A 14,668-nucleotide genomic window follows, 5' to 3' on the forward strand; every position below is an offset into this window, starting at 1 on the left:
GCTTTGATGGACGGCTCGCGCTATGACCGCTTTCTTCCAAACCCTGGGCCTGCCCTTCGAAGGCGCCTGGCTGCTCGCCACGATCATCGGCATTCTGCTTATTGCCCTGCCGCTGATGCTGGCGGTCGCGATGATCATCTATGCCGACCGCAAGATCTGGGCGGCGATGGCGTTGCGGCGCGGGCCGAACGTGGTCGGCCCCTTTGGTCTGCTGCAAAGCTTTGCCGATGGCCTGAAGGTCTTCCTGCAAGAAACCATCATCCCGTCTGCCGCGAACCGCGCCTTGTTCCTGATTGCGCCGATCATCACCTTCACCGTGGCGCTGATGGCGTGGGCGGTCATACCGTTCGATGTCGGCGTGGTGCTGGCCGACATCAATGTGGGCCTGCTCTACATCCTCGCGATCAGTTCGCTGGGTGTTTACGGCGTGGTGATCGCGGGCTGGGCGTCCAATTCCAAATATCCCTTCTATTCGGCGATGCGCGCCTCGGCGCAGATGATCAGCTACGAAGTCTCCATCGGCTTCGTACTGATTTCGGTGGTCCTGTGGGCCGGGTCGTTCAACCTTTCGACCATCATTGAGAGTCAGAAGGGCTATTACGGCTTCATCAACGGCCATGGCTTCAACCCGCTGCTCTTCCCGATGGCGGTGGTGTTCCTGATCTCCGCCATGGCCGAAACCGCGCGCGCGCCCTTCGACCTGACCGAAGCGGAAAGCGAACTCGTCGCGGGCTATCAGACCGAATACAGCTCGATGAGCTTCGCTCTCTACTGGCTCGGCGAATATGCCAACGTCATCCTGATGTGCGCGCTCAATGCCATCCTGTTCTGGGGCGGCTACCTGCCGCCCTTCGACTGGGCGCCGCTCTACATGGTGCCGGGTATCATCTGGCTCTTCGCCAAGATATTGTTCTTCTTCTTCGTCTTCTCCTGGGTGAAGGCGACCGTGCCCCGCTACCGCTATGACCAGCTCATGCGTCTTGGCTGGAAGATATTCCTGCCGTTGTCGCTCTTCTGGGTCTTCCTGGTCTCGGGCTTCCTCATGCTGACGAGGTATGGGGGATGACGCCAGCAGTAATCTTCTCAATGCTAATGACACCTCCTCTACCGCCTTCTGGGCCGGTCGTTGGCCGGATCGAATGCCTTTTTGGAGCTGGGGAGAAGGCAGAAGCTGGCTCGGTTCAATTCAATGAGGCAGGAATCGCTTTTGAAGGCATTATGCCCTTGGTCGTTGGAGATGCTGAAAAGCCGCAGGTTCGGATGATTCAGCTACCGGTGGATGGAAAGTCGATCAGCGGCATGGAATTTAACGCCGATCGATCAATCACCATTCATGGACAGCCCGGGGGGCAAGTTATCGGCAAGTTTAGCTCGATTAAACGTGCACTTGATGACCGTATGTGGATGGAGTTCTCCATACCAAGTTCGAGCGATGAATTGAATGTGGTCGGAACATGCATTGCTGACGTTCGCGGGCGCTTGGACCGTCCCGTGCGTCTAACTAGGATCACCACGATGAGGGTGGATTGAGAAATGAGCGTCGGACACATCATCAAATCCTTCACCCTCTGGGAGTTTGTGAAGGCCCATTGGCTGACGTTGAAATATTTCTTCAAGCCAAAGGCCACGATCAACTATCCCTTCGAGAAGAACCCGCTGTCCCCACGTTTTCGCGGTGAGCATGCATTGCGCCGCTACCCCAATGGCGAGGAACGCTGCATCGCGTGCAAGCTGTGCGAGGCGGTGTGTCCGGCCCAAGCAATCACCATCGAGGCCGAACCGCGCGAAGACGGCAGCCGCCGGACAACCCGCTACGACATCGACATGACCAAGTGCATCTATTGCGGTTTCTGTCAGGAGGCCTGCCCGGTCGACGCCATCGTTGAGGGGCCGAATTTCGAATATGCGACCGAGACGCGCGAAGAGCTGATCTACGACAAGTCGAAACTGCTTGAAAACGGCGACAAGTGGGAGCGGGCGATTGCCGCGAACCTTGCCGCCGATGCGCCCTATCGTTAATGGGCACGCATCATATCACACCCTCGAATCCGTTCGTCCCGAGCGCAGTCGAGGGACGCAAGGCAAGGGAAAGCAAGCGCAGCGTGTCTCGACTGCGCTCGACACGAACGGGGGTTGAGTTTCTGTGATTCACGCCATCGCCTTTTATCTGTTCGCCGCGCTGGTCATCGCCAGCGGCGCGATGACGATATTCGCCCGCAATCCGGTGCATAGCGTGCTGTGGCTCATCATGGCATTCTTTAACGCGGCGGGCCTCATGGTGCTTTTGCAGGCGGAATTCATCGCGATGCTACTGGTCATCGTTTACGTCGGCGCGGTTGCGGTGTTGTTCCTCTTCGTCGTCATGATGCTGAACATCGACTTTGCCGAACTGCGCGCCGGGTTTGTCGAGTATCTGCCTTTTGGTACGCTGATGGCGATCATTCTTGCCGCTGAGATGGTGCTGGGCATTGGTGCATGGAAAGTGGGCGCGATCGACCTTGGCGGGCGTGTGGCACCTATCGCGGCGCAGACCCCGAATATTCAGGCAATCGGTGAGCTTCTCTACACCCGGTACATCTTCCTTTTCGAAGCGGCCGGCCTGATCCTGCTGGTCGCCATGATTGGTGCGATTGTCCTCACCCACCGCGTGCGCGGCGGAGTGCGCGCTCAGAATATCGGCAAGCAAGTGCGTCGCCGTCCCCAGGACGCCACGCGCAACGTCAATCAGCCGATAGGGCAGGGGGTGGAGCTGTGAACCTCTACTCCGTCATGCCAGCGAAGGCTGGCATCTCATGCCTCAGCGCGCAACGGCCTGAGACCCCAGCCTTCGCTGGGCTGACGGCCTCTTTTATGGGGATGCGACCATGATCGGTATCCAGCATTATCTGGTGGTCAGCGCCATTTTGTTCGTGATGGGCGTGCTGGGCATCTTCATCAATCGCAAGAACGTGATCATCATCCTGATGGCGATCGAGCTGATCCTGCTTAGCGTCAATATCAATTTCGTCGCGTTCAGCGCCTATCTGGGTGATCTGGTAGGGCAGGTCTTCTCCATGTTCATCCTGACCGTCGCTGCGGGTGAAGCAGCCATCGGGCTTGCCATCCTCGTGATCTACTTCCGTGGCCGGGGCACCATCGCCGTCGATGACGTCAACCGGATGAAGGGCTGAGCTATCCCATGACAATCGAGCTTATCGTCTTTCTCCCGTTGCTGGCGGCTATCATCGCGGGGTTCGGCAACCGGGCCATCGGCAATGTGCCTGCCAAGCTACTGACGACCGGCGCGCTGTTCATCTCTTGTGCGCTAAGCTGGCCGATCTTCCTGTCCTTCCTGACGGGCGGAACAGAGGCTTATGTACAGCCGGTGCTGACATTCCTGAAATCTGGCGATCTTGATGTTGCCTGGGCGCTGCGCGTCGATACGCTGACCGCCGTGATGTTGGTCGTGGTGACGACGGTGTCCTCGGTCGTCCATCTGTATAGTTGGGGCTATATGGAGGAAGACCCGGATCAGCCGCGTTTCTTCGCCTATCTCTCGCTCTTCACCTTTGCCATGCTGATGCTGGTGACGGCCAACAACCTGATCCAGATGTTCTTTGGATGGGAAGGCGTCGGTCTCGCATCCTATCTGCTCATTGGTTTCTGGTTCAAAAAGCCGAGCGCCAATGCTGCTGCGATCAAGGCATTCGTTGTCAACCGTGTCGGTGACCTTGGCTTCATGCTGGGCATTTTCGGAACGTTCCTGGTGTTCCAGACGGTCTCCATCCCTGAAATTCTGAACGCCGCCCCCGCCATGGCCGGATCGACCATAACCTTCCTTGGTCATCGCTGGGACACAATGACGATCCTGTGCCTGCTGCTGTTCATCGGCGCGATGGGCAAGTCGGCGCAGCTTGGTCTGCACACATGGTTGCCCGATGCGATGGAGGGGCCAACGCCCGTGTCCGCGCTCATTCATGCTGCGACGATGGTGACGGCGGGCGTGTTCATGGTGTGCCGTCTATCGCCCATGTTCGAAACCAGCGACGTGGCATTGGGTGTCGTCACTGTTGTAGGCGCGGCCACCTGCCTGTTCGCGGCGACGGTCGGTACATGTCAGAACGATATCAAGCGGGTCATCGCCTATTCGACCTGTAGTCAGCTTGGCTACATGTTCTTTGCCGCGGGCGTCGGCGCTTACGGCGCGGCGATGTTCCACCTGTTCACACACGCCTTTTTCAAGGCGCTGCTGTTCCTTGGCGCGGGTTCGGTGATCCATGCGATGCATCATGAACAGGACATGCGCTATTATGGCGCATTGCGTAAGGAAATCCCGCTCACTTTCTGGGCCATGATGGCTGGCACGCTGGCGATTACGGGCGTCGGAATCATCAACGTCTTTGGCTTTGCGGGCTTCTATTCGAAGGATGCGATCCTTGAAGCGGCCTATGCATCCGGCGGTGGCGGTATCGGCGCCTTCTATGTCGGGGCATTCGCGGCACTCCTCACCAGTTTCTATAGCTGGCGGCTCATCTTCCTGACCTTTTTCGGAAAGGCGCGATGGGCCGCGTCAGAGCATATCCAGCATGCTGTCCATGGTCAGCATGAGGAACCCGAGGACGAAGCCCCCGCGCATGAACATCACGACCATGCCGCGCCAGACGGCACCGGCGGCTATCACCCCCATGAAAGCCCGTGGAGCATGCTGATCCCGCTTGGCGTGTTGGCACTGGGCGCGATTTTCTCCGGCTTCATTTTCCACCTGCCATTTGTCGATGCCGAACATGGCATGGAATTCTGGAAGGGCAGTATCGCCTTTAACGAACATCTGATGCACGCCATGCATGGCGTGCCGCTGTGGGTGAAACTCGCTCCCGGCGGGGTTATGCTGATCGGCCTCTTCATTGCTTTCATGGCCTATATGCGGCCGTATCGCTGGCCTGAACGGTTCATCAGCCAATTCCGCCTGCTCTATTTGTTCCTGCTCAACAAATGGTATTTCGACGAGCTGTACAACGTGCTTTTCGTCAGGCCGGCCTTCGCCATTGGCCGTGTCCTGTGGAAGCGGGGCGATGAAGGCACGATCGACCGTTTCGGTCCCGACGGACTGGCGGCTGCGGTCGTCTTTGGCGGCAAATATACGCGAAAGCTACAGTCCGGCTATCTTTACACTTATGCATTGGTGATGCTCATCGGCCTCTCCGCAGCAGTAACCTGGGCGATGGTGCGCTGACATGAACCAGCTCGATTTTCCGATCCTTTCCCTGATGCTCGCCATTCCGATGGCGGCAGCGATCGCCTGCCTTTTCGTTGAAGCGAAGCTGGCCCGGTGGATTGCCCTGACTGCAACGCTGGTTGACCTCGCGCTGGGTGTTGTCCTTTGGGCAAATTTCCAGACGGTTGTTGATGCGCCGCAATGGCAATTTACTGAATATGCGCCGATTTTCGGCCGTTTCGCGTGGGCTATGGGCATCGATGGAATTTCGTTGATGCTGATCATGCTGACGCTGTTCCTGATGCCCATCTGTATCGGTGCAAGCTGGGTCAGCATCGACAAGCGTGTTGGCGAATATATGGCGGCGTTCCTGCTGATGGAAACGCTGATGATCGGCGTCTTTACCGCGCAGGACATTTTTCTGTTCTACATTTTCTTCGAAGCCGGTTTGATCCCGATGTATCTCATCATCGGCATATGGGGCGGCGCGAACCGGATTTACGCCAGTTATAAATTCTTCCTCTACACGCTGCTCGGTTCCGTCCTGATGCTGATCGCAATGCTGTGGATGGTGCGAGAGGCAGGCACGACATCGATCCCGGTCCTGCTGGAATATGACTTCCCAGCTCAGGCGCAGACATGGCTCTGGCTCGCCTTCTTCGCCAGTTTCGCGGTGAAGATGCCTATGTGGCCCGTTCACACATGGCTTCCCGATGCACACGTTCAGGCACCAACTGCTGGCTCTGTCATTCTGGCGGGCGTACTGCTGAAAATGGGTGGTTACGGCTTCATCCGATTCTCGCTCCCCATGTTTCCTGACGCGTCGGCGCAGCTTGTCTGGCTGGTCTTTGGCCTTTCCATGGTTGCTGTCATCTACACCTCGCTTGTGGCTCTGGTGCAAAGCGACATGAAAAAGCTCATCGCCTATTCATCCGTCGCGCACATGGCGATCGTGACTGCGGGTCTCTTCGCCTTCAACCAGCAGGGCATAGAAGGCGCGATCATGGTCATGCTTGGCCATGGTCTTGTCTCGGGCGCACTGTTCCTGTGCGTTGGCGTTATTTACGACCGGCTGCATACGCGGGAAATTGCGCGTTATGGCGGCTTGTCGATCAATATGCCGCGCTACGCCGTTCTCTTCATGCTGTTCACCATGGCGTCTGTTGGACTACCCGGCACCAGCAATTTTGTCGGCGAACTGCTCTCGCTGATTGGCATTTATAAAGCGAGCAGCTGGGTTGCGCTGATCTGTGGCACCGGGGTCATTCTGGGTGCAGCCTATATGCTCTATCTCTATCGCCGCGTATGTTATGGAGAGCAGGTGAACGCGGACGCAGCGGCCATGCCGGATCTCTCGATGCGGGAGATGTGGCTGCTGGCGCCGATTGCTGCCGTGGTGCTCTGGATGGGCGTTTACCCCGAAAGTTTCCTTGCGCCGATGCGGCAGGATGTACTGACACTGGTTGCGCAAACCGGATCGGCCAAGCCTGCTGGTGACGCGCATTTCAAGATGGGGGAGGCCAAGACTGCCGAACCAATGGCGCATCATGGCGCTGAAGGGGAAGCACATTAATGTTTGAAGCATCCTCTTTGCTGATGGTGATGCCGGAACTCATCCTGACGGGGGCAGCGCTGCTCCTGTTGATGGTTGCCGCCTATGTCGGGGACCGGGCGACGCAAGCGATCAGCTGGCTTTCCGTGCTGGCGCTGGCCGCTGCGGGCGTCGCGCTACTGTGCCCGACGACGCATGGCATTGCTTTTGACGGCCTGTTCCGCGCCGATGCCTTTGCGGCATTCGCCAAGCTGCTGATCTATGTGTCGGCTGCGGTCTGCATCATGGTCGCGCCGCGTTTCTTTGCTCAGGGCGGCGCTTTGCGGGCGGAATATCCTGTATTGATCCTGTTCGCATCCATCGGCATGGGCATGATGGTATCGGCGGGGGATCTTTTGACGCTTTATGTCGGACTCGAGCTCAACAGCCTTGCCGCCTATGTGCTTGCCAGCTTCATGCGCAAGGACAACCGTTCGGCCGAAGCGGGCCTGAAATATTTCGTCCTTGGCGCCTTGGCGAGCGGTATTCTGCTTTACGGCATGTCGCTGCTCTATGGTTTTACCGGAACCACCGGATTCGACGGTATCGCAGCGGCGATGCAGGGCGGCATTTCAAACGGCGAACTCTTCGGCCTCGTTTTCGTTCTGGCAGGTTTGGCCTTCAAAATCAGCGCCGTGCCTTTCCATATGTGGACACCAGACGTTTACGAAGGTTCCCCGACACCGGTCACCGCATTCTTCGCCAGTGCGCCAAAGGTCGCAGCCATGGGGCTGACCGTCCGCGTAGCCATCGAAGCCATGGGACCGGGCAGCAGCGCCTGGCAACAGATCATCATCTTCCTTGCGCTGGCATCCATCGTGCTGGGCGGCGTTGCGGCGATCGGGCAGACGAATATCAAGCGCCTGCTGGCCTATAGTTCGATCAACAATATCGGTTTCGCGCTGATCGGCCTGGCCGCGGGCACGGAAGAAGGCATTGCGGCGGTGATGAGCTATCTGGCCATATATGTCGTGATGACGCTGGGCAGCTTCGTCTGCGTCCTGCAAATGCGCGACGCCGACGGCAATCCGGTTGAGGATATCGCCAGCCTTTCGGGTCTGTCGCAATCGCGCAAGGGTTTGGCGGCGGCCTTTGCCATTTTCATGTTCAGCCTGGCCGGTATTCCGCCGCTCTTTGGCTTTTGGGCGAAATTTCTGGTGTTCGACGCCGCCGTCGGCGCGGGTCTCGTTCCGCTTGCCGTCATCGGCATTGCGGCATCGGTCATCGGCGCCTTCTATTATCTGAAAATCATCAAGACGATGTATTTCGATGATCCCGCCCCCGAATATGGGCGCGGCGGCAGCGTGATTGAAAACGGCATCATCACCGTTTGCGCCCTGATCATCGTTCTTGGTTACCTGCTCAACCCCGTGCTGGACAGCGCGACGGCAGCCGCTGCGCAGGCGTTGTTCTGACGGCCGATATTCGCACCATAAAGCAGACCGGCTCCACCAATGCCGACCTGCTCGCTCTGACGAAGCAGGGCGTTGCAGAGGGGTTCTGGTTGCGGGCTGAGCAGCAGAGCACTGGTCGGGGGCGGCTCTCTCGACACTGGGAAAGCCCGCAAGGCAATCTATATTGTTCCACGCTCGTCCGCCTGCGCCCACATGATCCGTCAGCCGGCACGCTGGCGTTTGTCGCGGCAGTGGCTGTGCATGAAGCGGTCTGTCTTTACCTGCCTCCTGAACGGGTTGTCATTAAATGGCCCAATGACCTGTTGGTGGACGGAGCAAAACTATGTGGGATGTTGTTGGAACGCACGGGTGACGCCATCGTGATAGGCATAGGCCTCAACATCGCCTGCCATCCTGAGGGACTGGATCGTCCGGCCACCAGCTTGGCCGCCAGCGGGGCAGGTACAATAGAGCCAGCCTATTTTCTTGAAACACTTGCCGATATATTCGCTCGCTGGCTGGAAATCTGGCGGGTACAGGGCCTTGCTCCCATTCGCGCGCAATGGTTGAAATATGCCCATGGTGAGGGGACGGCATTGCGGGCAAACCTTCCGGACGGCACGGTTGTCGAAGGCTTTTTTTCCGGCATCGATGCGGATGGCGCGCTGATCCTTCGCTTGGCGAATGGAACCAGTCATGTCATTCATGCCGGTGATATTTTTCTGATCTGAGGACAAGGGACATGCTGCTCGCCATCGATGCAGGGAATACCAATGTCGTTTTCGCCCTGGTCGATAACGGCAAAATTCGCGCGCGCTGGCGGATCGCGACCGATTCCCGGCGGACGGCGGACGAATATGCGGTGTGGCTGAATCAACTTCTCACCCTGGAAGGGTATTCGATTGGCGACGTAAGCGACGTCATCATCGCCACTGTGGTCCCGCGTGCGCTCCATAACCTGCAAGTGCTGGCGAGCAAATATTTCAAGGTGGAGGCGCTGATCGCCGGTGAGGCGCCTGTGGAGTGGGGTATCACCCTTGATGTCGAGGAGCCCGGTTCGGTCGGTGCGGACCGGGTTGTAAATGCCATCGCCGCGCACCATCTGCATCCTGGCGACCTGATCGTCATTGATTTCGGGACGGCGACGACATTCGACGTCATTGATTATAATGGCGCGTACAAGGGCGGCATTATCGCGCCCGGCATCAATCTGTCACTGGACGCGCTGGTGATGGCGGCGGCGAAGTTGCCGCGCATTGCGATCGAGGCGCCGGAAAGCAAGTCGGTCATTGGCCGAACAACTGAAGACCAGATGCACGTTGGTGTTTTCTGGGGCTATGTAGCGATGATGGAGGGATTGGTCTCCCGATTAAAGACCGAAATTGGCCGTTCGGCCGAAGTGCTTTCGACAGGGGGGCTTGCCGTCCTGTTCGATCAGCACACCGATATTTTCGATGCGATTGCGCCCGATCTCACCATTCAGGGATTGGCGCTGTTGCATGAGCGGAGCTTGAATAATTAAATGACAAAACCTGGTGACGAACTTCTCTTCCTGGCTCTTGGCGGGTCGGGAGAAATTGGCATGAACGTCAATCTTTACGGGTGTCAGGGCAAATGGGTCATGGTGGACCTTGGCCTGACATTTTCCGATGCGGGCTATCCCGGCGTGGACCTGATCTTGCCCGACCTGAGCTTTATCGAACAGCGGCGTGACGACCTGCTGGGCATCGTGCTCACCCACGGGCATGAGGATCATATCGGCGCCATACCCTATCTTGCCGCCGATCTTGGCGTTCCTCTTTACGCAACGCCGTTCACGGCTGCGCTGATCCGCGGCAAGCTGGAGGAAGAAGGACTGGTCAACAAGGTCAAGCTCAACATCATTGATAATGAAGGCAGCCTCGCCCTCGGCCCCTTTGGTTTCCGGTACGTCCCGCTTGCCCATTCAATACCGGAGGGCAATGCGCTCATCATCGAAACGCCCTATGGTAATGTTTTCCACACCGGCGACTGGAAACTGGATGACCGCCCGTTACTGGGGGTGCCCTCCACGCCTGAACAGCTGACGGCCATTGGCGATGAAGGGGTGCTGGCGCTGGTGTGCGACAGCACGAACGTTTTCAATCCCGAATCCAGCGGTTCGGAAGGCGATGTGCATGCCGGGCTGCTCGATGTCATTTCCGGCGCGAAAAACCGCGTCCTGGTAACCACCTTTGCCTCCAATGCCGCGCGACTTCAAACCTTGGGGCAGGTGGCGAATGAAACCGGGCGCGCCTTGTGTGTTGCCGGACGCTCGCTCGACCGGATCATCATGCATGCCAAGGCGGCGGGCTATTTGAAGGATTTCCCGAAACTGGTGAATTTCGATGAAGCCATGACCATGCCACGCAGTAAAGTCCTGATCATCGCAACGGGTGGTCAGGGCGAATCCCGCGCCGCTTTGGCGCGCGTCGCGGGCAACACGCATCCCATCAAGCTGGAAGACGGCGATCTTGTCGTCTTTTCGTCCAAGCAGATTCCGGGCAATGAAATCGCCATTGGCAAGATCCAGAATGCCCTTGCCGCCAAGCGCGTGGACATGACCACCGACCGGCAGGCGCATGTTCATGTGTCTGGCCATCCCGGACGACCGGAACTGGTCGCCATGTATGGCTGGATCCGTCCCAAAATGCTGGTTCCCGTTCATGGCGAATTGCGCCATATGGCCGAACAGGCGCGACTGGGGCTGGAATCAGGAATCCCCGATGCGGTATTTCAGAATAACGGCGATCTTGTCCGACTGGCTCCCGGAAAGCCCGAAATTATAGGTCATGAATCGACGGGGCGTCTGATCCTCGATGGCGACGTTATCCTGCCTGCCGACGGCGCGACAATGAACGAACGGCGCAAGATTGCGGCAAACGGCCAGATCAGTGTCGCCGTCGCGCTTGGCCGACAGGGCAATCCGATTGGCCAACCAGAAATCAGGTTGCAGGGCGTGCCGGTCGAGGAAGATCGCGAAGCCTTTCTCGCCGAAGCGGTCGATGCTGTGCTGGAATCTGTGAATGACGGACCCGATGACATTGAAAAACTGCGTGAAAAGATACGTCTGACGGTGCGAAGGGTGGCGACGCGATGGACCGGCAAGAAGCCTATTGTTGACGTTCTGTTGATCCGGCAATAGACGAAATCCATGCAGATCACATCGGTCATCGCCATTTATGCGCTCATCTGGGTGATGTCGGCATTCCTGGTGATGCCCTTTGGTCTACGCACGCCTGATGATAATGGTGAAGGGGTCTTACCTGGCCACGCCGACAGTGCGCCGACCAATTTCCAGCCGCGCAAGATCATGTTGCGCGCTACTATATTGGCGGCGGTGATATTTGGACTTTTCTACGTCAATTATGTGAATGGCTGGGTGGAAACGCAGGATCTCAATATATTCGGGCCACCGCCTGAATAAAGAAGTTATTCCATCGGTCGGCGCTTGATCAGACCTATGGATATGAACGTCAGCACCGGCATATCGTGCTGATTGAAAACCGTCATTCTGCTGCGGAAACTACCCATTTCGGGGCGGCTGCGTGATGCAGTCTTTTCGAGGACCTCCGTTTCGCAGCGGAGTGTGTCCCCCGGATAAACAGGTTTCAGCCAGCGCACTTCGTCAACGCCCGCAGCACCAAGGCCGGCGTGTTCATCCTGCTTCATATGCGTGACATACATGGCCATCATCATTGCGCATGTATGCCACCCACTTGCCGCGATACGTCCGAAATGAGTTTTTGCGGCTTCTTCATCGGACAGGTGAAAAGGCTGCGGGTCATATCGTTCGGCAAAATCCAGCACTTCTTTGCGAGTGACCGAATAACCGCCAAAACTTGCCCGCGTCCCGACTTCAATGTCCTCGAAATATTGCATGAAGTCAGTGTTTAAGCATGCAAGAGCCAGATGTGAAGCTCATACGTTGAACCGGAACAACATGATGTCGCCATCCTGTGTCACATATTCCTTGCCCTCAGCACGCAACTTGCCCGCGTCGCGTGCCCCTGCTTCACCATTGCAGCGAACATAATCGTCAAAGGCCATGGTTTCGGCCCGGATGAAGCCCTTTTCGAAATCGCTGTGGATTGCGCCGGCGGCCTGTGGGGCTTTCGACCCCTTATGCACGGTCCATGCCCGCGCTTCCTTTGGCCCCACGGTGAAGAATGTGATCAGGTCGAGCAGTTCGTATCCCGCCCGAATGATACGCGACAGGCCTGTTTCCGCAAGGCCAAGGTCCGTCAGAAATTCTGCTCGTTCCTCTGGCGGCATAGTTACGATCTCGGCTTCGATTGCGGCTGAAACGATCACAGCGCCTGCGCCTTCGGCTTTCGCCTTTTCAAAGACGCGCGCGCTATGCTCGTTGCCAGTGGCGGCGCTGCCCTCATCGACATTGCAGACATAAAGCACAGGCTTTGCCGTCAGCAATTGCGCCTGTGCGAACAACCGTTCTTCCTCGACATCTTTTGGATTGGTCAGCCGCGCAGGCTTGCCCTCGCGCAGCAATTCCAGCGCCTGCCCCAGAACGGACGCGGCGGCTTTCGCTTCCTTGTCGCCCTGCTGTCCCTTCTTGATCAGGTTGGGAACTCGCTTTTCCAAGCTTTCAAGGTCGGCCAGCATCAATTCGGTTTCGACCGTCTCTGCATCCGCGATGGGATCGATCTTGCCCTCCACATGGGTGACGTCATCATCGACGAAGCAGCGCAGCACATGGACGATGGCGTCGACTTCACGGATATTGGCCAGAAACTGGTTGCCCAATCCCTCGCCGCGCGATGCGCCGCGCACAAGGCCGGCAATATCGACAAAAGCAAGCTGCGTCTCAATGATCTTCGCACTGCCGCCGATCTTTGCAATCTGGTCAAGCCGGGGATCGGGAACTGCTACCTGCCCGACATTGGGTTCGATTGTGCAAAAAGGGTAATTGGCCGCCTGCGCCGCCTGCGTCTCGGTCAGTGCATTGAAAAGCGTCGATTTTCCGACATTGGGAAGGCCAACGATGCCACAACGAAAACCCATATTACGTCTCCCTCTCCCCTTCAGGGGAGAGGGTCGGGGAATGGGGGAGTCCCGATCCCGACCCTTTGCTACAACCAATGAGGAGACTTGTGCCCCCTCTCCCAACCCTCTCCCCTGAAGGAGAGAGGGCTTTAATCCTGCTGCAACCGCAACGCTACGTCATTCATGAACCGCGCATCGTCTCCGCGTGCCAGCCATTCCGCTTCCGCACCGATCGCGCCCAGCATGTCGGATAGTTCATCGATCTCGATCTTGGCATAGTTGCCCAGCACATAGTTGTGAACTTTCGCCTTGTCGCCCGGATGGCCGATGCCGATCCGCACGCGGCGAAACTCGTTGCCGATATGCGCTTCGGTGGATCGAAGGCCATTATGCCCCGCGGTTCCTCCGCCACGCTTCACCTTCACCTTATAGGGGGCAAGGTCCAGTTCGTCATGAAATACCGTGACGTCCTGTACGTCGAGTTTATAGAAACGCATGGCCGCGCCGATGGAGCGGCCGCTTTCGTTCATATATGTCGCAGGTTTCAGCAATATGATTTTTTCAGGGCCAAGCCGCCCTTCGGCGACCCAGCCCTGAAATTGTTTCTTTGGCGGCGAAAAGCCATGCATTTCGGCAATGACGTCGGCGGCCATGAACCCGACATTATGCCGGTTGAGCGCATATTGCGCGCCCGGATTGCCGAGGCCGGCCCATAACTGCATGACCTATCGTCCCCGTCAGGGGCAGGTTATTCCCCGCCTTCCGCTTCGCCTTCGCTCTCGCCTTCAGTCGCTCCGGCTTCGCTGTCGGCCCTCTTCAGGGCGGAAGGAGCAACGATGGTGGCGATGGTGAAATCGCGATCTTCGATCGCCGATTTCGTGCCAGCAGGCAGCGTGACGGTGCTGATATGGATCGAATCGCCGACTTCATAGCCGGTCAGGTCGACCACGACATCATCAGGAATGCTTCCTGCATCGCAGACCAGTTCGATCTCGTGACGAACGACGTTCAGAACGCCGCCGCGCTTGATGCCCGGTGACGCCTCTTCATTGTCGAAACGCACGGGCACTGCGACATGCACGCTGGAATGGGCGCCGATCCGCATGAAATCGACATGCAGCGGACGGTCGGTAACCGGGTGAAACGCAACATCCTTAGGCAGGGTGCGGGCGGGTTTGCCGCCGACATCGACCATGATGACCGAATTCATGAAGTGGCCGGTTCCAAGCAGCTTGTTAAGCGCCTTTTCCTCCACATGGACCATTACAGGTTCTTTATTGTCGCCATAAATCACGGCGGGCACACGACCTTCGCGGCGCAGAGCACGGGAGGCTCCCTTGCCAGCCCGTTCGCGCGCCTCGGCCGACAGCGTAAGCTGATCGCTCATATGCTAGTCTCCAAAAGCTAGATAAACAAAACCCGCCACGCCTCCAGGGATGACCATGACAGGAAGCGGCGCGTTTAGCA

General features: G+C 57.7%; 16 protein-coding genes. 12 read left to right on the forward strand and 4 right to left on the reverse strand.

The features are described 5' to 3' along the window. Positions 1 to 22: 22 nt before the first annotated feature. The 12 genes from nuoH to L3X40_RS10635 all read left to right on the forward strand — a co-directional run bounded on the left by nuoH (position 23) and on the right by L3X40_RS10635 (position 11,624). On the forward strand, positions 23 to 1,066 hold the full coding sequence (gene nuoH / locus L3X40_RS10580; protein WP_237365609.1) for an NADH-quinone oxidoreductase subunit NuoH: 1,044 nt from the start codon (positions 23 to 25) through the stop codon (positions 1,064 to 1,066). Next, positions 1,063 to 1,530: a hypothetical protein gene (locus L3X40_RS10585; RefSeq protein WP_237365610.1), complete on the forward strand. Its 468-nt coding sequence runs from the start codon at positions 1,063 to 1,065 to the stop codon at positions 1,528 to 1,530. The genes nuoH and L3X40_RS10585 overlap by 4 nt, the downstream gene beginning before the upstream one ends. A gap of 3 nt (positions 1,531 to 1,533) precedes the next feature. Beyond that, positions 1,534 to 2,019 carry an NADH-quinone oxidoreductase subunit NuoI gene (gene nuoI / locus L3X40_RS10590; protein WP_237365611.1) on the forward strand — a complete coding sequence of 162 codons (486 nt, stop codon included), beginning with the start codon at positions 1,534 to 1,536 and terminating at the stop codon, positions 2,017 to 2,019. Between the two features lie 124 nt (positions 2,020 to 2,143). Beyond that, positions 2,144 to 2,755: an NADH-quinone oxidoreductase subunit J gene (locus tag L3X40_RS10595; protein WP_237365612.1), complete on the forward strand. Its 612-nt coding sequence runs from the start codon at positions 2,144 to 2,146 to the stop codon at positions 2,753 to 2,755. 109 nt (positions 2,756 to 2,864) lie between these two features. Then, positions 2,865 to 3,170: an NADH-quinone oxidoreductase subunit NuoK gene (nuoK, locus tag L3X40_RS10600; protein WP_237365613.1), complete on the forward strand. Its 306-nt coding sequence runs from the start codon at positions 2,865 to 2,867 to the stop codon at positions 3,168 to 3,170. Positions 3,171 to 3,178: 8 nt separating this feature from the next. Continuing rightward, positions 3,179 to 5,212 carry an NADH-quinone oxidoreductase subunit L gene (gene nuoL, locus L3X40_RS10605; RefSeq protein WP_237365614.1) on the forward strand — a complete coding sequence of 678 codons (2,034 nt, stop codon included), beginning with the start codon at positions 3,179 to 3,181 and terminating at the stop codon, positions 5,210 to 5,212. Position 5,213: 1 nt separating this feature from the next. Further along, the gene (locus tag L3X40_RS10610; RefSeq protein WP_237365615.1) at positions 5,214 to 6,767 is read left to right on the forward strand and encodes an NADH-quinone oxidoreductase subunit M; all 1,554 of its coding nucleotides are present in this window, start codon (positions 5,214 to 5,216) and stop codon (positions 6,765 to 6,767) included. After that, a complete protein-coding gene (nuoN, locus tag L3X40_RS10615; RefSeq protein WP_237365616.1) occupies positions 6,767 to 8,200 on the forward strand; it encodes an NADH-quinone oxidoreductase subunit NuoN in 1,434 nt (477 codons plus the stop codon). The genes L3X40_RS10610 and nuoN overlap by 1 nt, the downstream gene beginning before the upstream one ends. Before the next feature lie 8 nt (positions 8,201 to 8,208). Continuing rightward, positions 8,209 to 8,910 (forward strand): biotin--[acetyl-CoA-carboxylase] ligase, encoded by a 702-nt coding sequence (locus L3X40_RS10620; protein WP_272907944.1) that lies wholly within the window; start codon positions 8,209 to 8,211, stop codon positions 8,908 to 8,910. Between the two features lie 11 nt (positions 8,911 to 8,921). Next, positions 8,922 to 9,701 carry a type III pantothenate kinase gene (locus L3X40_RS10625; protein ID WP_237365617.1) on the forward strand — a complete coding sequence of 260 codons (780 nt, stop codon included), beginning with the start codon at positions 8,922 to 8,924 and terminating at the stop codon, positions 9,699 to 9,701. Next, positions 9,702 to 11,342 (forward strand): ribonuclease J, encoded by a 1,641-nt coding sequence (locus L3X40_RS10630; protein WP_237365618.1) that lies wholly within the window; start codon positions 9,702 to 9,704, stop codon positions 11,340 to 11,342. Between the two features lie 9 nt (positions 11,343 to 11,351). After that, complete coding sequence (locus L3X40_RS10635; RefSeq protein ID WP_237365619.1) at positions 11,352 to 11,624, forward strand: DUF1467 family protein; 273 nt, start codon at positions 11,352 to 11,354, stop codon at positions 11,622 to 11,624. 5 nt (positions 11,625 to 11,629) lie between these two features. On the opposite strand, the gene L3X40_RS10640 is transcribed toward L3X40_RS10635, so the two are convergent. From L3X40_RS10640 to L3X40_RS10655, 4 genes are all read right to left on the reverse strand, one after another. Beyond that, positions 11,630 to 12,079 (reverse strand): MaoC family dehydratase, encoded by a 450-nt coding sequence (locus tag L3X40_RS10640; RefSeq protein ID WP_237365620.1) that lies wholly within the window; start codon positions 12,077 to 12,079, stop codon positions 11,630 to 11,632. 39 nt (positions 12,080 to 12,118) lie between these two features. After that, a complete protein-coding gene (ychF, locus tag L3X40_RS10645) occupies positions 12,119 to 13,219 on the reverse strand; it encodes a redox-regulated ATPase YchF (RefSeq protein ID WP_237365621.1) in 1,101 nt (366 codons plus the stop codon). Between the two features lie 131 nt (positions 13,220 to 13,350). Beyond that, positions 13,351 to 13,923, reverse strand: coding sequence for an aminoacyl-tRNA hydrolase (gene pth / locus L3X40_RS10650; RefSeq protein WP_237365622.1), 573 nt, complete (start codon positions 13,921 to 13,923; stop codon positions 13,351 to 13,353). Between the two features lie 26 nt (positions 13,924 to 13,949). After that, positions 13,950 to 14,588, reverse strand: a complete 639-nt coding sequence (locus L3X40_RS10655) for a 50S ribosomal protein L25/general stress protein Ctc (protein WP_237365623.1) — start codon at positions 14,586 to 14,588, stop codon at positions 13,950 to 13,952. Positions 14,589 to 14,668: the final 80 nt, after the last annotated feature.

Source organism: Rhizorhapis sp. SPR117, assembly GCF_021742065.1.

Coding starts and splice junctions, on each gene's coding strand:
- nuoH (WP_237365609.1), top strand. CDS start 23: ATGACCGCTTTCTTCCAAACCCTGGGCCTGCCCTTCGAAGGCGCCTGG.
- L3X40_RS10585 (WP_237365610.1), top strand. CDS start 1,063: ATGACGCCAGCAGTAATCTTCTCAATGCTAATGACACCTCCTCTACCG.
- nuoI (WP_237365611.1), top strand. CDS start 1,534: ATGAGCGTCGGACACATCATCAAATCCTTCACCCTCTGGGAGTTTGTG.
- nuoK (WP_237365613.1), top strand. CDS start 2,865: ATGATCGGTATCCAGCATTATCTGGTGGTCAGCGCCATTTTGTTCGTG.
- nuoL (WP_237365614.1), top strand. CDS start 3,179: ATGACAATCGAGCTTATCGTCTTTCTCCCGTTGCTGGCGGCTATCATC.
- L3X40_RS10610 (WP_237365615.1), top strand. CDS start 5,214: ATGAACCAGCTCGATTTTCCGATCCTTTCCCTGATGCTCGCCATTCCG.
- nuoN (WP_237365616.1), top strand. CDS start 6,767: ATGTTTGAAGCATCCTCTTTGCTGATGGTGATGCCGGAACTCATCCTG.
- L3X40_RS10625 (WP_237365617.1), top strand. CDS start 8,922: ATGCTGCTCGCCATCGATGCAGGGAATACCAATGTCGTTTTCGCCCTG.
- L3X40_RS10630 (WP_237365618.1), top strand. CDS start 9,702: ATGACAAAACCTGGTGACGAACTTCTCTTCCTGGCTCTTGGCGGGTCG.
- L3X40_RS10635 (WP_237365619.1), top strand. CDS start 11,352: ATGCAGATCACATCGGTCATCGCCATTTATGCGCTCATCTGGGTGATG.
- L3X40_RS10640 (WP_237365620.1), bottom strand. CDS start 12,079: ATGCAATATTTCGAGGACATTGAAGTCGGGACGCGGGCAAGTTTTGGC.
- ychF (WP_237365621.1), bottom strand. CDS start 13,219: ATGGGTTTTCGTTGTGGCATCGTTGGCCTTCCCAATGTCGGAAAATCG.
- pth (WP_237365622.1), bottom strand. CDS start 13,923: ATGCAGTTATGGGCCGGCCTCGGCAATCCGGGCGCGCAATATGCGCTC.
- L3X40_RS10655 (WP_237365623.1), bottom strand. CDS start 14,588: ATGAGCGATCAGCTTACGCTGTCGGCCGAGGCGCGCGAACGGGCTGGC.